The sequence below is a fragment of the Pseudomonas chlororaphis genome, assembly GCF_001921865.1.
GTDB lineage: Bacteria > Pseudomonadota > Gammaproteobacteria > Pseudomonadales > Pseudomonadaceae > Aquipseudomonas > Aquipseudomonas chlororaphis_D.
Map to the genome: position 1 here is coordinate 391,603 of NZ_MSCT01000010.1, position 21,739 is coordinate 413,341.

Annotated in this window: 20 protein-coding genes; 1 reads left to right on the forward strand and 19 read right to left on the reverse strand. The window is 65.7% G+C overall.

Annotation, left to right across the window (positions count from 1 at the left end; genetic code table 11):
• Positions 1-564 precede the first annotated feature (564 nt).
• Positions 565-834 carry a DUF1652 domain-containing protein gene (locus BTN82_RS14155; RefSeq protein WP_075119737.1) on the forward strand — a complete coding sequence of 90 codons (270 nt, stop codon included), beginning with the start codon at positions 565-567 and terminating at the stop codon, positions 832-834.
• A 60-nt stretch (positions 835-894) separates the two neighbouring features.
• On the opposite strand, the gene BTN82_RS14160 is transcribed toward BTN82_RS14155, so the two are convergent.
• The 19 genes from BTN82_RS14160 to BTN82_RS14250 form a co-directional block, all read right to left on the reverse strand.
• Positions 895-1,155 carry a DUF2790 domain-containing protein gene (locus BTN82_RS14160; RefSeq protein ID WP_075119738.1) on the reverse strand — a complete coding sequence of 87 codons (261 nt, stop codon included), beginning with the start codon at positions 1,153-1,155 and terminating at the stop codon, positions 895-897.
• 293 nt (positions 1,156-1,448) lie between these two features.
• Entirely contained in the window at positions 1,449-3,002 is a 1,554-nt protein-coding gene (locus tag BTN82_RS14165) for a phospholipase effector Tle1 domain-containing protein (RefSeq protein ID WP_075119739.1), read from the reverse strand.
• A 245-nt stretch (positions 3,003-3,247) separates the two neighbouring features.
• Positions 3,248-3,748 carry a DUF3304 domain-containing protein gene (locus BTN82_RS14170; protein ID WP_081375473.1) on the reverse strand — a complete coding sequence of 167 codons (501 nt, stop codon included), beginning with the start codon at positions 3,746-3,748 and terminating at the stop codon, positions 3,248-3,250.
• 106 nt (positions 3,749-3,854) lie between these two features.
• Positions 3,855-4,346, reverse strand: coding sequence for a DUF3304 domain-containing protein (locus BTN82_RS14175; protein WP_075119741.1), 492 nt, complete (start codon positions 4,344-4,346; stop codon positions 3,855-3,857).
• A gap of 114 nt (positions 4,347-4,460) precedes the next feature.
• Entirely contained in the window at positions 4,461-4,967 is a 507-nt protein-coding gene (locus BTN82_RS14180) for a DUF3304 domain-containing protein (protein WP_075119742.1), read from the reverse strand.
• A gap of 91 nt (positions 4,968-5,058) precedes the next feature.
• On the reverse strand, positions 5,059-5,538 hold the full coding sequence (locus BTN82_RS14185; protein ID WP_075119743.1) for a DUF3304 domain-containing protein: 480 nt from the start codon (positions 5,536-5,538) through the stop codon (positions 5,059-5,061).
• A 3-nt stretch (positions 5,539-5,541) separates the two neighbouring features.
• Entirely contained in the window at positions 5,542-6,381 is an 840-nt protein-coding gene (locus BTN82_RS14190) for a DUF4123 domain-containing protein (protein ID WP_075119744.1), read from the reverse strand.
• Positions 6,378-8,450 carry a type VI secretion system tip protein VgrG gene (gene tssI / locus BTN82_RS14195; RefSeq protein ID WP_075119745.1) on the reverse strand — a complete coding sequence of 691 codons (2,073 nt, stop codon included), beginning with the start codon at positions 8,448-8,450 and terminating at the stop codon, positions 6,378-6,380. The genes BTN82_RS14190 and tssI overlap by 4 nt, the downstream gene beginning before the upstream one ends.
• A 158-nt stretch (positions 8,451-8,608) precedes the next feature.
• Positions 8,609-9,412, reverse strand: coding sequence for a ChbG/HpnK family deacetylase (locus tag BTN82_RS14200; protein ID WP_081375467.1), 804 nt, complete (start codon positions 9,410-9,412; stop codon positions 8,609-8,611).
• A complete protein-coding gene (locus BTN82_RS14205; RefSeq protein ID WP_075119746.1) occupies positions 9,409-10,539 on the reverse strand; it encodes a GNAT family N-acetyltransferase in 1,131 nt (376 codons plus the stop codon). The genes BTN82_RS14200 and BTN82_RS14205 overlap by 4 nt, the downstream gene beginning before the upstream one ends.
• Positions 10,536-11,237 (reverse strand): GNAT family N-acetyltransferase, encoded by a 702-nt coding sequence (locus BTN82_RS14210; RefSeq protein ID WP_075119747.1) that lies wholly within the window; start codon positions 11,235-11,237, stop codon positions 10,536-10,538. Before BTN82_RS14210 ends, BTN82_RS14205 begins: the two co-directional genes overlap by 4 nt.
• A complete protein-coding gene (locus tag BTN82_RS14215) occupies positions 11,234-13,168 on the reverse strand; it encodes a hypothetical protein (RefSeq protein WP_075119748.1) in 1,935 nt (644 codons plus the stop codon). The genes BTN82_RS14210 and BTN82_RS14215 overlap by 4 nt, the downstream gene beginning before the upstream one ends.
• On the reverse strand, positions 13,162-14,472 hold the full coding sequence (locus BTN82_RS14220) for a lipopolysaccharide biosynthesis protein (protein ID WP_075119749.1): 1,311 nt from the start codon (positions 14,470-14,472) through the stop codon (positions 13,162-13,164). Before BTN82_RS14220 ends, BTN82_RS14215 begins: the two co-directional genes overlap by 7 nt.
• On the reverse strand, positions 14,469-15,467 hold the full coding sequence (locus BTN82_RS14225; RefSeq protein ID WP_075119750.1) for a polysaccharide deacetylase family protein: 999 nt from the start codon (positions 15,465-15,467) through the stop codon (positions 14,469-14,471). The genes BTN82_RS14220 and BTN82_RS14225 overlap by 4 nt, the downstream gene beginning before the upstream one ends.
• A 1-nt stretch (position 15,468) precedes the next feature.
• Positions 15,469-16,605 (reverse strand): glycosyltransferase family 2 protein, encoded by a 1,137-nt coding sequence (locus BTN82_RS14230; protein WP_075119751.1) that lies wholly within the window; start codon positions 16,603-16,605, stop codon positions 15,469-15,471.
• Positions 16,598-17,563 carry a glycosyltransferase gene (locus BTN82_RS14235; RefSeq protein ID WP_075119752.1) on the reverse strand — a complete coding sequence of 322 codons (966 nt, stop codon included), beginning with the start codon at positions 17,561-17,563 and terminating at the stop codon, positions 16,598-16,600. Before BTN82_RS14235 ends, BTN82_RS14230 begins: the two co-directional genes overlap by 8 nt.
• A gap of 163 nt (positions 17,564-17,726) precedes the next feature.
• Complete coding sequence (locus tag BTN82_RS14240) at positions 17,727-19,085, reverse strand: O-antigen ligase family protein (protein WP_075119753.1); 1,359 nt, start codon at positions 19,083-19,085, stop codon at positions 17,727-17,729.
• Entirely contained in the window at positions 19,082-20,146 is a 1,065-nt protein-coding gene (locus BTN82_RS14245) for a glycosyltransferase family 4 protein (protein ID WP_075119880.1), read from the reverse strand. Before BTN82_RS14245 ends, BTN82_RS14240 begins: the two co-directional genes overlap by 4 nt.
• Before the next feature lie 23 nt (positions 20,147-20,169).
• Entirely contained in the window at positions 20,170-21,738 is a 1,569-nt protein-coding gene (locus BTN82_RS14250; protein ID WP_075119754.1) for a GumC family protein, read from the reverse strand.
• Between the last annotated feature and the right edge of the window lies 1 nt (position 21,739).

A 21,739-nucleotide genomic window follows, 5' to 3' on the forward strand; every position in this document is an offset into this window, starting at 1 on the left:
TAACGCCGGCTCATGCAAACCGCGGCGACTGCGCTTCCGGCAAATTGCCGGGCGACCGGCGGTAAATCCGGCAATTTGCCCGATGCCATTCGTCGCCGGCACCTGCCAAGCCCAGGGTTTACTGCCGGTGACGAGCGCCGGGCAAACGGCACGCTTAATGCTCCAGCCTCTAACGGCGGGCATCGCTATCGACATAGCACGCAAGGTAGCTTGCATCAGTGCAAGGCGCTGGAAGCGATGTGAAAAAAGTCCGCTACTCAGAGCGAAAAAGAATTTAGCGCTCGCACCAATACGGCCTAGTCTAGGGTCTGTACGAGAAGTCGGCGAGCGAAGGTCAGGCAAGGCAAAAACAGGCGAGGAAGCGGAGTTTAGGGGCCTAAATGAGCATTCCGAGCCTGTTTTTAACGCAGCATGGCCGAGCGCAGCCACTTTTCGTACAGACCCTAGGGATTGGCCTTCTCTCCGGGGGAGGCCAGTCACACCGCAAGCCGTGTTCGGGCAAGGAATCCCGAAGCGATATTTTGCCAGCAGCCCATGGCTGCCGCCCCAATGGAGAGAACTGCGATGTTTTTATCTGCCCTGGAACTACGCAACATCATTGAAAGCAGCTTCCTGCCCAAACGCTGCCAGTGCACCCTGAGCCCCGACCTGCACATGACCGTGAAAGTCTTTGGCGACCATCAAACCGACCGTGTCGAGCTGGTGGTCACCGGTATCGATGCCGCAAGCCTCAACGGCTGCCGGGAAATCAACGACCTGATCGCCGAACTGCGCTACGACTTGGCGAACCAGCCGGGAAACCAGGCGCTCACCCTGAAATCCAGGGCTCACTGAGCGGCCGCTGGGCAAGCCTGCGGCGCGAGCCAGGCCCGCGCCGTCGAACAGGCCAGTCGTTCAGTTCTGAAAGCTGCAGGCGTCCGACATCTTGCGATAGCTGATGGCTTCGAGCTTGCCCGCCTTGTCGATAAAGGTCATGTCCGCGGTGATCACCTTGCACTCCGAAGTCGCAGGCTCGGTCATCGACACCACCTTGGCCACATTCAGCGGCATGCCGTAGTGATACGGCACTGGCTGCACCTGGGCCGTGTCCGCCTGGGCCACACCCACGGCCCCGGCAAACGCCAGGGCCCCGACCAGCAAAATACGCATATTCATAAGAGTTCTCCGATCAGTCTGCCCGGCGTAGAACCACGTCGAGCGTGCCGCGGAGGGCGACAGAGGGTTCTGCGCTGCGCGGTCTCGTACAGTGTTGGGCGGGGGGATTAATCGGGGATTAAATAGGGAGCTAATGATTTGCCGCGAAGGGCGATGACTCAGTACCGGGCAATGCTCCTCGGGCAGCATCCCAATGGTTGTTCACCCACAAGTGGGTGGGCAAGGGCAGGGGATCGCCCCCTGCCTGACCGAAGCTCAACGCCTTGGTCGATTTCGGGCCGCAATCAAGGTTGCTACGACTTTTCTTCCTCTTCCAGCAGGTCGATCCCGCGGATATCGAAGTAGCATTGCCCGCTCACCGACTTCACCGAGCGCTGCGCCAGGGACTGGACCAACTGGTCATGAATGAAGTGGCCGAACAACAGGCTGACTTCCGGCGGCAACGGCGACAGCTGTTCCTTGAACCATTCTTCTTCCAGCAGCACCTGCCACACTTGCATCTGCTGCGGCGTGCCGGCGGCCCTGTAGCCGTCCCGCGTGCGGCCGCTGCGCATGCTGCGCGCCTCGTTGTCCACCTCTTCCAGCCAGCCCAGTTCGGCCCGCAGCGCTTCACGCTCGGCGTTCAGCTCCTGGGTGCGCTTCAGGCGGGCCTGCTTTTTTTCCTGGGTTTCCACCGGGCGGCCGAGCAGGCCGGCGCTGTTCCCCGCGGCGTACTGGCTGGCGTTCAGGCGGTCTTGCTCTTCGCCGATTTCCCGCAGGCGCTGCACATACGGTCGGAAGATCAGCGCCAGCCAGCGGATATACAGGCGCATATGGCCGAGAAAGGGCGCTTTGTCCCCCAGGTTGAGGTTTTTCAGTTGCGCGATGCTGGACTTGGCGGCCGACTGATAATGCTTGACCAGGCCGATGGCGGTCTTGCCGTTGATATGGTCGTTGAAGGTGAACAAATTGCTGAGTTTTCGACCTTGCAATGGCAGGTCTTCTATATGCGGAAAGGGTGCTCCAGCCTGGAATGCGGCGCGATACATGCGATGCAAACTGACCAGGGCCAGCTCGGCACTGGGTTTTTGCTCGCCGGCTAGCAGGCTGCCGCCAATATCTTCGCTGACTCCGGGCATCAGTTCTTCGCGCCACTTGGCGTTGCCTTTGCCGAGCAGGCTGGCCCGTCGGTAAAAGCGCCGCTCGTGGGCCGCGACCAGATGCAGCGCCTGCTTGACCTGCTTGGGCAGCACGTTGGCGTCTCCCAGCACGTTACTGGTGGGCACGGGGATGTAGTCGTCGATCAGCGGTATATCGCTACGGCTGCGGTCCACCGCGTCGAACAGGCCGGCGAACAGCACCACCACCTGGGCGCCCTGGTACTCCACTTTCTCGCCATCGATCAGGCAGCGATCCAGCAGGCGATACAGAAAACCCCGGGCCAGCGTAGCGCCGTAGTCGAAGCCGTATACGGTCAGTTCGATGCGCTTCAGGGGCGGGCCGCTCAAGGCCTTGACTTCATCGATGTCCTTGTTAAGGCGATCGATCGCACCGTCAATACGAACATTGGCTCCGGTCTTGGCGATCTCGGCCATGGCGGGGTTGTCGCGCAGGGGCGGTATGACTTCAGCCGCTGCGTCAAGCGCCGCGCTCTTCAGTACTTTAAAGACTCTAAGGGGGGCGCGGGCCAGGTCCTTCAGGTCGTGTTTCATGCGCTCCCACCAGTCACGACCTTCCAGCACATCCTTGACGATCTTTTTCCCTTCGTCCTTTGCCACATCCTTGGGCACATCGGCTGCCTTGCTGCCAACGATATCCATGCTGGCATTGGCAGTGGTGGACAGGTCTGCGAGGTACTCGGCGCCCATTCCAGAGAGATATGCCCGCCGATAGTTATAGGAGTCCTTATCTTTTTCGGTATGGGGATGAGCCATATACATCTTGCCCACATTACTAACACGGCCTGTTTGCAGGTCTTTCAGCAAGTGGCGCCCAAAGCCGTCGAAGAAAAAACCGATTCGCAAGGTTCGCTCACAGGTGGTGACGTGAGAGTTATTAAATGGCCCTACACAACGGGCGTTGGCGGCGGCTGCCAGATCAGAATTACGGGAACTCATTTGGACTTACGCTCCTGATCCTTGGTGTAGAACTCTTTCAGTTCTTCCTTGAGCGGGCTGGTGTGTTTGTCACTCCATGCCACACGAACCTGGTCTCCAGGCAGGAAATGTACATGCAAGGTATCGTCGGTTCGCTTTCGGGGCGGGTTAGGGAGTTCGAGTGAGAGGTTTTGCTCTTCGAGACCCTGTTTAATTTGTTCTGGTGTTACGTCTAATATCCAATCCACCTTCAGCATCTGCCCCTCGATGCGCCAACAACAGGTCAGTCCCCCGCCACCATTTGCAGCAGCGTTCCCCCCCCAGTTGTCATTGACGAAGTAGCTGAAGATGGGACGTTCCGTATGGTTATGAACATAGAGCGCTGCACCTGCTAGACGGTTGGACTGCCATATGAAATAGGTAGCAACCAGTACCCCCAGAACCAACAGGTTGATGAGGGTTTTCTGCAGTCCAGACAAGGACTTCCAGCGATTTCTGAGTGATTGAATTGATGTCACAACAAACTCCTTGTCGGTCCGAACCTGTTTCCGCATACGGTCGTGTTCTTTTGCCCAGGTTGGGCAGTTCGCATCGTTTTAATGGTTGATGCTGAAAGTCGCTGACTCATTGAGCTTTGGTTTCCTGATCCTTGGTAGCAGGCACCGCAGGCACTTCCTTGAGGTTTTCATAAGGAGTATCCAGATTGGAGCTCCAAGCCACACGCACTTGGTTCCCAGGAAAGAAGTGCACATGTAGATAACGGTCGCCGCGTTGGCGAGGAGGATTAGGGAGTTCGATCGATAGGGTCTCTTCCCGAGCCCCCTGTTCATATTGGGTACGGGTCATACTTTTGATCCAGTCCACCTTCAAGACCTTACCCTCAATACGCCAACAACAGGTCATACCTCCGTTACCTCCCCAGTTGTCATTGACGAAATAACTGAAGATGGGGCGATCCGTGTGGTTGTGGCCATAGAGCATGGCTCCTGGCGTACGGCTGTACTGCCAAATGAAATAGGCAGCTAGCAGCCCCCCAACAACCAACAAGTTGATCAAGGCCTTTTGCAGCCCAGACAAGGATTTCCAGCGATTTCTGAGCGCTTGAATCGAGGTCACAACAACTCCTTGTCGGTCCGAACCTGTTTCCGCATACGGTCCTATTCTTTTGCCCGGGGTGCACTTTCGTTATCGAACCCGGGGTGTTTACCAGTCTTTCAATAGCTGACGCGCTCATCGGGATTGAGCTTCCCGATCCTTGGTAGCCTGCACTGTCGGTGCTTCCTTGAGGTTCTCATAGGGCGTATCCAGGTTGGCACTCCAGGCCAGGCGAACCTGATCGCCAGGAAAGAAGTGCACATGCAAGTACCGGTCACTGGGTTGGCGGGGAGGGTTAGGGATTTCGATTGAAAGGGTTTCTTGTTTAATCCCCTGGCGCGCCTGTGCGCCAGTACGGCTTTTAATCCAGTCCACCTTCAGCGTCTTGCCCTCGATGCGCCAGCAGCAGGTTGCTCCGCCTCCACCATTTGCTGTGGCATTGCCGCCCCAATTGTCATTAACGAAGTAGCTGAAGATAGGGCGATCAGTTTGGTTATGTACATACAGCATCGCCCCCGGCATACGGCTGTATTGCCAGATGAAATAGGCTGCGACAGGCAATCCCCAACCCAGCAATTTCAGAAAGATTTTCTGCGAGCCGGTTAACGACCGCCAGCGGTCTCCGAGCGATTGAAACGCCATCACGTCGAGCCTCTGTTCAGGCGACCTGCAAGCCCTTCAATCAACGGCGCCATCAGCCGAAAGTCCCCTGACGGGGCGAAACTGCGGACACTCATTCGGACCTGCGCTCCTGATCCCCAACATAGGACGCGCTCAGTTCTTCCTTGAGCGGGCTGGTGTGTTTATCGCTCCAGGCCATGCGTACCTGATTTCCGGGCAGGAAATGAACATGCAGGGTATCGTCGGTGCGCCTTCGAGGTGGGTTAGGAATCTCGATTGAAAGTGTTTCCTCTTTTAGCCCCTGTCCGATTTGCACTTGGGTGACATCCAGTATCCAGTCCACCTTCAGCGTCTTGCCCTCGATACGCCAGCAACAGGTCACACCTCCATTCCCGCCCCAATGGTCATTGACGAAATAACTGAAGATCGGTCGATCCGTATGGTTGTGCCCATACAGCGCCGCCCCCGGCATACGGTTGTACTGCCAGATGAAATAACCGGCGACCAGCGCTCCCAGAACCAACCCGTGGATCAGGGTTTTCTGGCGGCTGGGCAGGCGTCTCCAGCGCTTTACGGGTGAGGGGAATACCATCCCTCAAGCGCCTTCTTGTGCGGCCAGGGCATTTTCCAGCGTGGCCCGCTCGTCGCTGACCTGGCTCAGGATCTCGCTCCAATCGGCGCGCTGGTGCAGCGGGCTGCGCGCGATCAGGCTGTACAGGACGAAGAACGACTGATCCTCAGGCTGCTCCAGGCCTTGTGTCCTGGCGGTCTCCAGCAACGCCTGGACCTGTTGCAGGCGTTCGCCGTGGCAGTCGCTGGCAAAGGCCTCGGGGGCGATGTTTTCGGTTTGAGCCAGCAACTGTTCGGCCTGGGCGTCATGTTGCAGGCTGTGCATCATCGGTTCGTCCAGGCGTATCGGCTGGTAGTCGGGCACTTCGCTGTGCGCCGGGCCGGCAAAACGCTGCCAGGTGCCGGCGTCGTTGACCCACCAGGCGTCGAGCGGGCCAAACAGCCAGCGCTGCCAGGGCTGCTCGGTTTGCTGGTGCAGCAGGGGCACTACTTCGGCGCTGTAGCTGCGGATCAACAGCACGGCACCGTTGGCGTCCTGGCAGACCAGCGCATCGCCCAGGTGGGTGGCCAGCCGGTTGGCCGGCAGGGTGCTGCTCAGCCAGCCGGCCAGGCTCGCCCCAAGCCGTTCGCCGATGGCCATCAGCCGCTCGAAGGGCTGGCCGCTCATGTCCAGCAACAGCGGCCCGTCCTGACGCAGTTCGGCCAGTTCGGCCTGGTACATCAGGGGCCAGCGGGTGCCCTCCAGCTCGAGCAGGGCAGTGCGTTGCTCCGGGGCGAGCAGGGCTTGCTCGACGATGACTGCCATGTGCAGGTCCCGGGCGCCGGCATCGATCCAGTCCTGCTCGCTGTGGGTCAGGTCGCTCATGGGTGGGCTCCGGAAAGAATCGCCTGGCGTTGCCGGATGGCCTTGAGCAAGCACTCGACACAGATCCCCTTGGGCGGCGCCAGGCGCGGTATCGGCGCGTTCACACGGCCCAGCAGCAGGCCGCCGGCCTGGTCGGCATCGGCCAGTTTCAGCAAGCCCGGCAACAACGGCACCGCCGGCGTCCCGACCCCCGGCGCGCCGCCGGAGTTGATCTTCACGTCCGCGCCGCTGATGGTCACGCCGCCGCCATCGAGTTTCACAAAGCTGCCGCCGGCCTTGGCGGTCAGTTCGGCGCCGGCCTCGATCACGACCTTCCCACCGGCCTTGTAATGAATCTCCTGCCCGGCCTCGACAAATTGCGCGGTGCCGAGGTTGGCGTGCTGGGTCACGGCCACGGTGAGGTGGTCGTTGGCGCGGACTTCGCTCTTGCGGTCCAGATGGGTGATGCGGTGTTCTTCGGCCTTGAGTTCGGTCAGGGCGTTGGCCTCGACCGTGTCGTGGCGTTCGTTGCCGATATGGATGCGCTGATCGTGCTCGACGTTTTCGTCCCAGTCGCGCTGGGCGTGCAGGTAGATCTGCTCCGCGCCTTGCTTGTCTTCGATGCGCAGTTCGTTGTAGCCCTTGGCGCCGGGGCTGCTCAGGGTCTTGAAGGTGCTGCGGGTCTTGTTCGCCGGCAGATCGTAAGGCACCACGTTTTCCTTGTGGTACAGGCAGCCGGTGACCAGGGGCTGGTCGGGGTCGCCTTCGAGGAAGCTCACCAGCACTTCCATGCCGACCCGCGGGATGGCGATGCCGCCGTAGGCCTTGCCGGCCCAGCCGCTGGCGACGCGCAGCCAGCAGCTGCTGTTGTCGTCGCCCTGGCCGTCGCGGTCCCAGTGGAACTGCACCTTGATCCGCCCGTACTGATCGCAGTGGATTTCTTCGCCCTTGGGCCCGGTGACCACGGCGGTCTGGCTACCCAGGGACTTGGGCTTGGGGTGGTCCAGGGGCGGGCGATAGTGGGCGTCCCAGGGGGTGGCGAGGAAGCGGTTGCGGTAGCCCTGGTGGAAGTCGTCCTTGTGGGCGGTGACGTCGCTGGTGATGTTTTCGCCCAGCACCTGCGGCTGCTTGCCTTCGTGGACCACTTCGAGCAACAGCCAGAGGTCGTTCCATTCGCTACGCGGGTGTTCGGCCAGGGTCAGGAAATGGCCGCTGGCCAGGCTCGGTTCGTCGCCTTTGCCTTCGGCCAGGCGGTAGTCGCTGCGGTGGCGTTCCAGGGCGCGGGTGGCCAGTTGCTTGCCGCGGGCCTGCTGGGTGAAGAGGCCGGGGTAGTCGTAGTCTTCCAGGTCCGGCATGAACGCGGACTTGGCCGCGCTTTCGGGCAACAGGCGCGGTTTCTCGAAGTCGTAGTCGCGGCGGCCGACGCGGCTGGTGCGGGTTTCCAGGCGCAGGTTGAAGTGCTTGATCACCGGCTGCTCGGCGGCCATGCCGGAGTCCTGCTGGTAGTTCACCGCCGCGAGCTTGCGGAACACCGTCTGGTCGTCGCCGAACACCAGGGTGTGGCCGCTGGCCGCATGCTGGAAGTGGAAGTGAATGCCTTCTTCTTCGCACAGGCGCTGGATGAAATGCAGGTCGGACTCGTCGTACTGGGTGCAATACACCCGTTCCGGGTAGGTGGCGCCGAGCTGGAAACGGTAGGCGTCGGCGAGGATGCCGCGGGCCTCGAGGACCTGGGCGATGATCTTCGGCACGCTGAGGTTCTGGAAGATTTTCTGGTTGACGCTGTGGCGCAGGTAGTTGAGCTGCGGGGTCAGGCTGATGCTGTAGCGGGTCAGCTTGCGCCCGGAATCGCCCTGGGCGATGCGGTACACCAGGCCGTGGATCAGGCCTTTACCGGTGCTGCCAAACGTCAGGCAGGCAGGTTTGTGCAGCAATGCCTGGAGATCCAGGTCGGGGCGCGCGCTGACCAGTTCGATATCGAAGCAGAAGGGTTGGTTGAGGGCTTCGCGGCCGACGAAACTGAGGACTTGCAGGTCGACCGAGGCACCCTCGATCGTCAGGGAAATATGGGTCGCGTTAGCATCCAGCATGCCGTGAAATCCATCCATTGAATAAGCAGGGGGCGGATGTTGCAGGAATAAGCCAGTCGATTCAAGCCGCGGCGGCCGATGGCAATCGGCCATCTCGGACATTCAGAAAACTCTGTATTTACCGGGGCTTATGCCTGACTCTCGATCCGGCAAACGCCCTACAGGCATTGGCGCAGCTGGCTGTAGGGGATGCGCCGATGACCGCTCAGGGATTCCCGCAGCAGCCGGTCCAGCGAATGGCCTTCGGGCAGGTAATCGTCGCCGAAATCGCCATCGGCCAATTGGGTCGGGTGGGCGACCACCTCCAGCGAACCGGCGGGGCGCAAGCCTTCCAGCAAGTCCCGCGGGGTGCAGACGAATTGCACGCTGGCGCCGCTCAAACCGACGATGCGCCGGTTCAGGGCGCTCTTGAACAGGCGCTTGGCCAGGCCGATATTGCTCCCGACATTGCGCGCCAGGCGCACCGGCACTCCGTGCTGCGCGGCGAAGCGGGCGACGATGGCGGCGATCGGCCACAGGTTGTGCACGTGCTGATGGGAGTCGATATGGCTCGGGCGCAGGCCTTGGTCGACGCAGCGCTGCCATTGCGCCTCGAGTTCGCCCCGGACCGCGGCCACGGCGCTGGCCGGCAGGCGCAGGACCGAGCGCGGCAGCCGCAGGTCGAACTCGCCGCTGCTGTTGCACAGGCGCTGCTGGCTGCGGATCGGCGCGCTCAGCGGTTCGCCGTAGGTCAGGTTGAAATGCAGGCCGATCCGCCCCTCCAGCCCATGCTCGCGGGCCAGCCGGCAGGCGTCGGCGAAGGCCGGCATGTTGGCCATCAGGGTCGCGGAGCTGATGGCTTCGCGCTGGAAGGCGCGCAGGACCAACTGGTTGTAGTCGGGGTCGAGGCCGAAGTCGTCGGCATTGACGATCACGGCCGGCAGGTTGGCCGCAGTCGCGGCGGTGTTCGCATGAGTGCTCAAGGTCGGCTCTCTTTCGGTGGGCGGGCGGCACGGCGTTCGCGCCAGGTTTTGACATGGGGCTTGAGGGTTTGCCACAGGCGATCGGCAAGGCCCAGGAGCAGGCCGTCGGGGCGGCGTGAATAGAAGCTCCAGCGCTGGTGCTCGACCTGGCCGTTCATGCGTTCGTGCAGTTGATGGCTGGAACGGCTGAGGCTGACCCGCGAGGCGTCGACCCACTGCCAGCCGTCGTCGAGGCCCCAGCGAATCCACTCGTCGAGCAGCAGCCGGCCGCTGCCGAGGCTGGCGTAGTCCGGCAGGAAGGCGATGTTGTAGTCGTACAGCCGCCCACGCTCCAGCAAGCCCAGGCGATAGCTGATGCAGCGGCCCTGGTGTTCGAGCAGCACCACCCGCACGCAACCGTCGGCGGCCAGCTCGCGCAGGGCGCTGCGCATCCACTGTTGGCGCCGGGCGCCGGAGAAGATCCCCAGGCCGTCCGCGCCTTTCCAGCTGGCCTGTTCCACCGCGCCGATGAAATCCAGCAGCGCGTCCATGCCTTCGCCGTCGGGGTTGACGCGAATCACCCGGGCATCGATCTCGGCGCAGCGTTTTTTCGCCCGGCGCAGTTCGTAGCGCAGGGGCTTGTCCCGGGCTTCCTCGCGGTCGGCCGCGACAATCCGGTGTTCCGGCGCCCGGCAACTGATGGCGCAGGCGCTGTAGCTGCTGTATTCACGCCAGCTCGCCAGGGCGCCGTCGGCCGCCAGCAGTTCGCTCAATTGCAGCCAGGCGTGGGGCAGCTCGCGGCGGATTTCCTCCAGGACCCGGGGCATGGCCGGCAGCGCCTGCGCGGTCGCCAGCAGGGCCAGGCGGTCGCTCAAGGGGAAGCCCAGGTGGCGCACCACCGGCCACGCCATGCCGGCCTTGCGTTCGCGGCCATGGACCAGCGGCAGGCACAGCACCAAGTGTTCGCCGTGCCAGCCGAGCAGCACCCGCAGCCGTTGCGTGGGCTCCAGCGCGAGCTCGGCGCCGCGCAGCCAAGCCAGGCGATTGAAAGGCGTGGCCGCGTCCACCGCGTCGTGCAGCTGCGCCAGGTCAGCGGCGGGAAAATCGGGGTCCAGCAGGCTCGGGCGCCAGTCGAAGCGGATCGTCACAGCGGCTCCTCGCGCGCATCGCTCGGCGTTGCCGGTTGCGCCGGCCGCGACTTGCGCAGGTGCAGCAGGCGCGGCTGGTGGTAGGGCACGCGGCGATGGAAGTGCAGGCAGCGCAGCAGGCAATAGACGTGGATCGATTCGCCGACCTCGGTGAAGCCCATGCGCACGTGCATCTTCAGCGCCGCCTGGTTGCGCACGTTGACCACCGCCCGGGTGGCCTGGAAGCCGCGCTCGCGGTAGTGATCCCAGAGCAGTTTCTGCGCCAGCACCACCACCCCGGTGCCGCGATACGGCGCGGCGCACTCGCCGGCGAACTGATAGATGCAGCCTGGCGGAACCCGCACCCAGCAGCGGTACAGCTGATCGTCGTAGTAGTCGCGCTCGTTGACCCAGATCATCAGCATCACGTCGCCGTCGGCATTGAGGTGGGCGATGCCGCGGCAACCCTTGTCGAGCAGGCCGCGGATCGCCGGCAACTGCGCGGCGAAGTACTTCTCGAAGGCCGGCAGCAGGGCGCGTTCGATCGGCACCTGGGGCCAGCGCCGGGCGCTGACCGGGCAGGGCACCGGCAGCGCCAGCGGGCGTTCGACGCTGAGCAATTCCCAGTGGTAATAGAAGTAGCGCTCGCACAGCACCCGCAGGCTGCCGCGCAGGCCTTTGCGGCGGATCTTTTCCAGCAAGGCGCTCAGTGGGTTCATAACGCGTTCCAGGTCAGGGCAAACAGGGTTTCGCCGGGCAGCTCGAAGCGCACGCGGCCATCGCGGCATTCAACGCTGGCGGCGCGAGGCTGGTCGTCGGGGCCCAGCAGGCTCAGGGCGAACGGCGCGGCGCGGCACAGCTCGGGCGGGCCTTCCAGGCTCACCGCCTGCGCGCGCGCGGCCTTGTTCACCCCCAACAGGCTGTGGCGGCCGGCCTCGCGCATGGCCAGGGCATCGACCTCGAAGGCCGGGTTGTCCAGGGCCTGCACCGTGGCCAGCCAGTGCCGGGCAATGAATTGCTGGGCCACGGCCACCGGCTTGAGGCTGAACTGGCTGGCGCTGCGCTGGGCGAGCATGCCCTTGGGGTAGCCGGGTTCGTCGGCGGCCTGGAACCAGTTGAGCATGTCCAGCTGGCCGTCGGCCGAGGCGTTGATCGCCACCGAGGCCCACCACAGGCCGGCGTAATGGGTGTCTTGTTGATAGGGGCTAAGGTCCGGGCCGCTGGAGATATTGGTCTGGCTCAGCAGCAGGGCCTTGCGCGGCCGGCCGGTGGCGTCCAGGCCCACCAGCTCGGCGGCGGCGCGCACGCTGTCGCGGTAGCGGCGGGTGGCGAGCAGGTCGCGCACCATCCATTCGTGCCAGGCCAGGGCGTCGATGTCGTCGCCGTGCCGCGCCAGCAGCTTGCGCGCCCAGTCGATGCCGCGGCGTTGCCCGGCGCCGATCCGGAACGGCCCGTCGAGCAGGCGCGAACTGGCCGGCATGGCGATCCGTACCCCGGCCGCGCGGGCCTCGGGGTTGGCCTTGACCTGGGCCAGCATGCGGTCGAAGTAGGCGGCGTAGGTGGCGTAGTCCGGGTAATTGAGGTTGGGTTCGTCGGCGAAGGCCAGGTAATGCAGGCCCTGGCCGGGCAGGCGCGCGCTGTCGGCCAGCCAGGCGTCGAGCCCGGCCAGGCTCTGGGCATCGGCCGCCAGTACCGGCCGGCGCCCGGTGCCGGCCAGCAGGGTGATGTCGCGGTCGATGTTAAAGCGCTCGCGGTACAGCCGGCGAAAACCGATTTCGCGCTCGGGTTCCTGCTCGATCACATCGACGAAGCTGTAGAAGTTGGCCGCCCGGGCGTCGATCGCCTGCAACAGGCCGAAGGTCGACGACGGCGGCTGGGCATAGGGCAGGGCGATGCCCAGGCGCGGGGTCGGCCCGAGGAGGGGCGCTTGCAGGTGCAGGCGCACCTCGCCGCGGGGCAGGCGCAGCGGTTGCAGTTGGCGGGCGTCCTGGGCGAACAGGTTGGCCGTGCCGTCGAGCCAGAACGCCGCCTTGCCGGCGCCGCCCAGGGACAGGCGCCAGACTTCGTCGCGCTCGGCCGGCGGCAGCGCCACCTGATCGAACTGCCCGTAATCCCCATGCTGTTCCAGGGCCAGGCGCACCTTGGCGCCGTCGCTCAGGCGGCTGGCCTGCAACAGGCTGACGCCGCCGTAGTACTTGCCGGCGAGGATCGCCCGCTCGCCGGCCGCGACCTTGAAGAACAGCTCGGCGCCGCTGCGTACTTCGGCGCTGAAATGCACCTTGGTCGGCTCGAACTGCGCGGCCGTGCTGTCCTGGTGGCTGACGGTGAAACCGCGAAAGCTGTAGCCGGGAATCTGCAGGCGATAGTCGTCCGCCGCCGGCGCCAGTGCGATGTCTTGCTCGCCGTAGGCCTGGTCGGCGCGGATATCCAGTTGCCGCGCCAGCTGGCCGTCGGGTGCCAGCAGGTACAGCTTCTCGCGGTTGGCGTCGCTCTGCCAGGCCGGGCTCCAGCTGATGCGCAGGGTGTCCGGCTGGGCGGGGCGCAGGTACAGGCTGCCGTCGCGGATGCTCGACCATTGCATGGGCTCGGCCCGGGCCCCGGAGGGCAGGCCCAGCAGCGCCAGGGCGGCGCAGAGCGCGGTTTTCAGCATGCCGCCTCCCGTGGGCGCAGCAACGCGCGCAACTGCATCAGGTCTTCGGGCAACAGGAACAGGGTGCGGTACCAGGCCACGCCGCTCAGGCGGCAATACATCGCCAGCATCGCCAGGCTTACCGCCAGGTACGCCAGGGACGAGGCCAGCCCGGCGCCGACGATGCCCAGCCAGGGAATCAGCACGGCGTTGAGCGCCAGGTTGAGCAGCGCGCCGGCCCCCAGCAGCCAGGACAACGCGCCGGGGCGCTGCTTGCCCAGCAGGTCCAGGCGCAGGATGCTCGCGTAGCACAGGCCGAACAGCCCCGGCAGCAGCGCCAGCAGGGCCGGGTACGCCGGGCCGTAGGCGGCGCCGAACAGGGTGACGATCAGCCAGTGGCCGACCAGCGCCATGCCCAGGCAAGCGCCGAGCATCACCGTGGCGGTGATACGCAGGGCCAGCGGGGTCAGGCGCTCGATGCCTTCGCCCTGTTGCAGCAGGCGCTTCATCAACGGCGTGGTCACCGCCTCGGGAATGATCAGCAGCAGCTCGGCGGCGGCGCTGGCCATGGCGTACAGGCCCAGCGCGACGGGGTCGAGCAGGGCGCCGATAAACAGGTAGTCGCAGCGCAGCATCAGCTGTTGCGAGAGCACGCCGGGGTGGCTCTGGGCGCTGTAGCGCAGCAGCTTGCCTTGCTCGCCCGGCTGCCAGCGCAAGCGCAGACGGTGATAACGCCCCAGCCAGTACCAGCCCGCCAGCACCACCAGCAGCGTGCCGCCGAGCCAGCCGGCCAGCGCCGCCGACAGCGCCTGGTCGCGCCACAGCCACCACAGCACGACGAACAGCAGCAGCGGCAGCAGCGACTCCAGCAGGCGCAGGCCATTGAACGCGGCGACCCGGCCGTCGGCGTTGTGCAGGGTCAGCAGGCCACTCTTGAGCACGCTCAGCGGCACCGCCAGCAATAGCAGCCAGGCGAAGGGCCCCAACTGCTGGGCGATCGGCCAGTCCTGGCCAAGGCTGTGCATCAGCGCCAGGCCGATCACCGTCAGCACGCCGGCCAGCAGGCAGCCGTAGACCAGGATCTGGGTCAGCAGCAGGCCCATCGGCCGCTGCCGCGCCGCCTCGTAGCCCACCGCGGTATTCAGGCCGCCGCTGGTGAGCGCGGCGATCAGGTCGGGCAGAGCGCTGAGCAAGGCGAACAGGCCGCGGTCCGCCGGGCCCAGCAGGCGCGCCAGCAGCACGTTGCGCAGCAGGCGGATACCGATCATCGCCAGCCGCGTGCCCATGCTCAGCAGCAGGTGCCAGACATAGCCGTTGCGCTTCATGCCCGCGCGCCTTTCAACAGGCGCCAGGCCAGCAGCGACGGGGTGCGGGCGCTGGCCTGGCTGACGTCGATGCGCGGCAGGGCCAGGGGCTCGTTGCGCGCCGGCTCGATCAGCCCCGGCGCGGTGCCCAGGGCATAGCGGTAGCCCAGCGCGGCGACGGCCTGGCGCACCGCGGGGTCGTGGTCGCCGTTGGGGTAGCAGTAGATCGGCAGTGGCGCCGCGCAGTGGTGTTGCACGCAGGCGTGGGAGCGGGCCAGGTCGTCCTTCAGGGTGGCGCTGTCGAGCTGGGTAAGGATGCCGTGGCTGGCGCCGTGGGGGCCGAAGCGCACCAGCCCGGAACGCTCCAGGCGCTTGACCTGGCTCCAGTCCAGGCTGTGGGGCATGCCGCTGCGTGGGCAACTGTCGGCGAGCAGTTGCAGGCTGTCCGGGGCCAGGGTTTTCAGGCGTTGCAGCAACAGCCCCAGGTCGCGGCTGCGGGCAGCGCAGGCGCCGGGGCGCTTGAGGCTCGTCGGCAGAGCCAGGCCGAGCACCCGCAGTTGTTCCTGCAATTGCCGGCCGGCGCTGCTGTCGGGTTCGCGCCACAGGGTTTCGCCGATGGCTTCCCACCAGAACGCCCGGCCGGTGCCGATGAAGTCGGTGGACAGGAAGATGCTCGCCGGCACTTCGTAGCGTTCCAGCAGCGGGTAGGCCTGCTCGGCGTTATCGCGCCAGCCGTCGTCGAAGCTCAGGGCCACGCGCGGGCGGTCGCCGCCGGGGTAGAGCAGCAGGTGCTCCAGCGCCACGCAGTCGAAGTGCCGGCGCAGCCAGCGCAGCAATTGCTCGAAACTGTCCCGGCCGACGCACAGTGGCCCGCGATGGGGCAGGTTGGCGGCGTGCTCGTCCGCCAGCACCCGGTGCAGCATCAGCACGGTGCCGGCTTCGCTCAGGCGCGTGCGCCCGAAGCTGTTGAGGTAGGCCGTGCCGGCCAGGCGCTTGAGGTGTTGTTTAAGGGCCATGTCAGCGGTTCTGCTGCGGGTTCCACAGGCTGTACTGCTGCCCGCGGAAGAAATGCCAGAGGCCCATGCTCATGCCGGCCAGGGTCACCAGGACGAAACCGGCCAGGCGAAAGGGTTTGGGCAGGCGCCCGCGGCGGTCGAGCAGGCCGAGGACGCCGGCGCCGTAACCGCACAGCTGGGCCAGCAGGCTGAGCTGGTAGAACGCCCCGGCGTGCCACAGCCACAGGTTGCTCAGCAGCAGCGGGATCAGCAGCACCGGCGCCAGGCGGCGGATCAGCTTGTGGCTGATCAGGGCGATCGCATAAACGCCGTGGCGCCAGGGGTTCATCAACCCGCGCCGCCGGGCCAGGCTGCGCAGGCCGCCGACCGTGACCCGCAGGCGCCGGCGATATTGCTTGCCGGCTTCGTCCACGCCCTGGTCCAGCACCTGGGCCTCTTCGACATACACGATGCGCTTGCCGGCCGCCGGCGCGCAGGTGCTGATAAAAAAGTCGTCGTTGACCTCGGCCGGTATGCGCTCGAACAGTTCGCGGCGCAGGGCCAGGAGCGCGCCGTCGGCCGAGACCATGCAACCGGTGCGGTTTTCCGCCTGGCGCACCCAGGCCTCGTAGTGCCGGTACAGGCTGTCGCCCAGGCTCAGGGCATGCCCGGGGTTGGGGATGACCATATGCCCGCCGCAGGCGCCGACCCGGGGATCGGCGAAGGGTGCGAGCAATTTACCGAGGGTGTCGCCGGACCATTGGTTGTCGGCGTCGGTGAACACCAGGATCTCGTTGCGCGCCAGTTCCACCGCGGCGTTCAGCGCGCCGGCCTTGCCCACTCGCGGCAGGTCGAGGACCAGCACACGCGGGTCGCCGATGGCCAGCGCCAGGGCCACGGTCGCGTCGGTCGAGCCATCGCTGGCGAGGATGACCTGCACGTCGCTGGCCGGGTAGTCCTGGGCCAGCAGGGTGCGCAGCTTGTGCTCGATGTGCTGGCTCTCGTTGTGCGCGGCGACGATCACGCTCACCGACAACGGCGGCCCCGGTTCGACCCGGGGCGAGCGCACGAACAGGCCGATCAGGGCGAGGAGCAGCGGGTAGCCGAGCCAGGCGTAGGCCGGCAACAGCAGGCATAACCAGAAGAGTGTCTTAGCCACGGTCGGGCCTCACGGCGGTACAGTTGGACAAACCCTGGAGCAGCGCGCCGGCGCCCAGGTGCAGGCGCAGCCAGTGCAGCAGCCACAGTTGCAGGAAGAACAGCGGGTCGCGGTGCCGGTAGCTCTGGCGCAGCGCCAGGCCCAGAGCGGGCAGAAGACTGCCGAGCAGCGCCAGGCCGGCCGCCGCCCACTGCCCGCCGAGCAGGCACAACAGGGCCAGCAGGCTGCACAGGGCGCTGGCCAGGCACAGCAGCGGGAAGCGCAGCAGGCGCAGGCTCGGCCCGCCGTTGCGCAGCAGTTGCAGGTGGCTGCTCTGGCGCCAGAATTCCTTGGCGCTCCACTCGCGCCAGCTGCCTTCGAACCCCCAGTGCTGCACCACCGGCGTGGCCAGGCTCAGCTGGCGGGCGCCGGCGCGGTTCAGGCGCAGGCCGAAATCCTTGTCTTCGCCGGTGCGCAGGTCTTCGTCGAAACCGCCGATGCGGTTGAACCAGACGCGGTCCATGCACAGATTGGGGGTCGGTAGCCATTGCAGCAGCCGTTCGCGCTGGTCGCCGGACAGGCTGCGGCGCTGCCAGGCGCGGGCGAACCAGGGCGCGCTGCGCGGGGCGTCGCAATCGAGGGCGAAGACATCGGCGCGCTGGCTGGCGTGGGCGGATTTCCACAGCAGCAGCCAGTTCAGCGGCACTTCGATGTCGGCGTCGAGGAAGGCCAGCCAGTCGCCGGACGCCGACGCCGCGCCGCGATTGCGCAAGGCGCCGATGGACAAGCCGGGGTAATGCAGGACCCGCGCGCCCTGGTCCATGGCCAGTTGCGGGCCGTTGTCGCGCGAGCCGTTGTCGACCACGATCAACTCGCATGCCAGCCCCGCCACGGCGGCGGCGCTGCTGACGCTGTCCAGGGTGCGCACGATATGCCGCGCCTCGTTGAACATCGGCACTATGACGCTGATCCGTTTCATGCTGGTTCTTCCTTATCCATTTTGCGAACGCTGCGCGCTCGTGCGCAGCCTGCGGCAGCGGCTACAGGTGATCGGGCACAGCCGGGATATCGAGGTGCTCCGCGGTCGATGCAGCCGCTGCCGAGCCCGCGAGGCTGCGTACGGTCGCGCAGCGGCCGCAAAATCATGGCTTGGCCTGCGGGGTTTCGGCCTGCAGGCGCAGGACGCTGGACAGGGCGAGGAAGATCCACAGGTATTTGTGGTTCGGCGCGCTGAGGAACAGCAGGAACACCGCCATGGCCAGCAGGCTCAGGCCCAGGTGGGTGGCGATGTCCGCCTGCTCCTGGCGGCCCTGGGCCAGCCAGCCGACCCGGGCCCGCTCGAAATTGCGCAACCCCATCAGCAGCAGGGCGACGAAGCTCAGGCCGCCGGGAATCCCCAGTTCGCTGAACAGCTCCAGGTAGGTGTTGTGCGCGCGCCGGTAGAGGTCCGGCTCGTTCATGTTTTCCGAGAAACCGCTGGCGAAGCCGGTCTGCGCGTAGTGGATCGGGAAGGTGCCCAGGCCCGAGCCGAGCAACGGGTTCTGGCGGATCATCTGCCCGCCGACCACCAGGTACGAGGTGCGCCGGCCCAGGGAGGTGTCGGCGGAATGGGCGCCGGACTTGAGCAGGCTCAGCGACTTGATCCGCGCCACGTAGTCGGCCGGCAGCGCGGCGAGCCCCAGGGGCACGACGATCGCCACGGCGAACATCAGGAAACCCAGGTGCTTGGGCCGCAGCCGCTGCAGTTGGTGACGGTAGTGCCAGGCGCCGATGACAAGGGTGAACAGCACCACCAGCAAGCCGGAGCGCGAGTCGGTCTTGGTCATGCCGGCCATCAGCGTCAGGGTCACGCCGGCCCAGAACAGGCGCAGCGGCCAGTGCCGCTCGCGCAGGGCCAGGAGGATCGCCGGCGGCACCGCCATGGCGATCAGCAGGGCGAAATAGTTGGCGTCCTGCAGCAAGCCGATGGCCCGGCCGCCGACCTGGTACTTGGCCGAAAACAGCGCGATCGCGCAGGTCGCGGCAACGCTGGCGGCCATCAGGCGGCAGAGCATCAGCAGGTTGATCTCGCGGCCGATCAGCAGGGTCACGAAAAACAGCACCAGGCCTACCGCCAGCTCGCGCAGGCTGCCCAGGGACACGCCGAGGTTCTCGCTGTACATCAGGCTCAGCAGCAGGCACAGGAGGAACGGCAGCAGCGCGCGCCACAGGTTGCTGCGCAGGCGCGTCTCGCCGATCTGGCGCATCAGCAGCTTGAACAACAGGATCAGGATCAGCGAGGCCCCCAGCAGCTTAGCCGCGGAAAACGCGCTGTCCTTGAACAGGCCCTCGAACGGCACCAGCGCGCAGATACCCAGCAGGCCCCAACCGGTGCGACGGTACAGCAGCGCCACGCCGAACAGGCCGAGCACCGCCAGCGGCGCAAGGTACGGCCAGGGGCTGGCGAGCAACAGCAGGCAGGCCAGCCCCAGCAGGGCGCCCAGGGAGACGGAGGCGATCATCGGTTCCAGGCCTCGCTGACCGCGCGGTACAGGGCCTGCCAGCGCAAGGCCAGGCGCGGCAGGTGGTAGTCGCGGCGTTGCCGCTGCTGCGCCGCCAGGCCCAGGCGCTCGCCCAGGTCCGGGTCGTCCAGCAGTTCGGTGATGTGCCCGGCCAGCTCGACGCTGTCCAGCGGGCGGGCGAGCAGGCCGCTGCTGCTGTGTTCGATCACATCGGGAATGCCGCCGACGGCGAAGGCGGCGATCGGCGTGCCGGCCTGCATGGCTTCGAGCAGGATCATCGGCGTGCCTTCGGTGCGCGAGCTGAGCACCAGCACGCTGAGGCGGTGCATCCATTTGCCCATGTTGCTCTGGTAGCCCGGCATCAGGATCTGCAGCTCCAGGCCGGCCTCCTGGATCCGCTGGCGCAGGGCCTCGCTGAGCGGCCCGTCGCCGAGCAGCACTACTTTCAGGGTCGGGCGTTGCCGGCACAGCGGGATCAGCGCGTCGAGAAACAGATCCGGGCCTTTCTCCTGGCTCAGGCGGCCGACGAACCCCACCAGCGGCGCGTCCGGGTCGCGCAGGTTTTCGTTGGGAATGCAGGGTTCCGGCAGGCCGTTGGGGATCACCTGCAGCTTGTCCGGCGCGACCCCGGCCTGGCGATGCAACTGGGCGATGCTCTGCGCCACGCAGGCCACCCGGCGGATCGTGGCGCGGCGGCACAGGCGCAGGCTGAGCCAGGTGTAGAACTTCTGCTTGGCACTGCGCGGGGTGAAGCCGTGCTGGGTCCACACCAGCGGCAGGCCCAGGCGCCAGGCGCACAACAGGGCCAGCACCTGGGCCTTGAAGTTGTGCGCGTTGAGCAGCACCGGTTGCTGGCGCAGGTGCGCCTGCAACGCCCGCAGCCCGCTCAGGTTGTGGCACTCGACGCCGGCCTCGGTAAAACGTTCGAGCAGGGCCGGCGGCGCGTCGAGAAACAGCACCCGATGCTGCCCGGGGATCACCCGGCAATGGTCCAGCAGCATGCGCTCGGCGCCGTAGAAGCCGCCGCTGTGGATCACATGGGCGATCGGCAGGTCGGCCATGAGCATTTCGCTGTGCGCGCGGTTCACTGCTTGGCCCAATGCCAGAGCCACTGCCAGGTCCAGCGCGGGTAGGGGTTGAACGTCGGCGCCTGCTCGGCGTCGAGCACCATCAGCACCGGCAGGTTGAGGTGGTCGACGACCTGGGCCGGGTGCTTGAAGCGGTGGTCGAAGAACTCGTAGACGTAGCCCAGGGCAATCGCCAGCAGCAGGCCGGTGAGCAGCCCCAGCGGGATGATCAGCATCGGCTTGGGAAACGCCGCCTCGCTGGGTTCGTAGGGCTGGCTGAGAATCCGCGCGTTGGACAGCTCGCCATTGATCAGGCGTTCGCCGCGGCTTTCTTCATAGCGCTGGGTGTAGGTGAAGAACGCCTTGTGCAGGGCGTCGATCTCGGTATCGAGCTGGCGCAGCTTGCTCAGCACTTCTTGCAGTTCGCGCACGCGGGTCTTGTATTCGTTGATCCGCGCGGTCTTCTGGGTGATCACCGACTGGGTGATCTGCAAGTCGCTGGAACGCTCGCGGACCCGGTTTTCCACCACCTTGAGGAACTGCGCGCGGGCGCGGACGATCTGCTCGCGCTGCTGCTGCATCGGCACGCTGTCGGCGCGGTAGGTGTCGGAAGTGGTGCCGTACTGGCCCACCAGGTTGGTCAACTGTTCGCCCAGCTGTTTGATCTCGCGGTCCTCGTAGGCGACGTTGTCCACGGTGTTGGCGAAGGCGAAGGGGAAGGTGTAGTCGGTCAGGCTGCCCTTGCGCGCGGCGGCGAGGTTCTTCTGTAGATAGTCAAGGCGGCGCTGGTTCTCCAGGGCCTGGTCGCGGTAGCCGTTGAGCGACTGCTCCTCGGTGTTGATGGCGTTCAGGCGGAAGGTGATCTCTTCCTTGGGGTCGGAGGCGTGGGCCGCTTCCAACAGGGCCTGGCGCAAGCCTTCGAGGTCGTCCAGGCGTTGCTGGTACTGGACTTTCTTCTGCTCGAAGAAGGTCTCCGGCAACTCATTGGATTGCAGGTCCTGGCGGTTCTTCAGGTAGTTGGCCAGCAGGCGCTGGACAAAACGCGTGCCCTGGGCCGCGTCGGGGCTGGCGTAGGCCACCGAGATCACGTTGGAGCCGGGCAGGGTGGCGACCTTCAGGTCCTTGACCGCCTGGTTGGTCAGGGCGTCCAGCACGGTGTCGCGCACCGGCTCGATCGTCAGGCCCAGGGCGGCGCGCAGCGGGTTGCCGACGTGATCGCGCAACGGGTTGAAGAGCAGCCGGGCGAACAGGCCCTCGCTGTCGCCGTAGTCGCCTGCGGCGCGCAACTGGCCGAGGGTTTCGCGGATCAGCGTCGGCGAACGCAGGATATTGCTCTCGGTTTCCATGTCGGCCAGCGACGGCGGGATGAACTTGTCGCTGTCCGGGGTCAGTACGGTGTTGGCGTCGCTCTGCGAGAGCTTCTTGGACTGCACGATGACTTCGGCGGTGATCTCGTAGCTTTGCCTGAGCACCAGCGGCAACAGCAGGGCGATCACGGCGAAGCCGAGGAACACGCGCTTGATCAACCGGCGATTGACGAAGAACACGAGCAGGAACTCATGCAGGTAGTTTTCGATTCTGTTCATC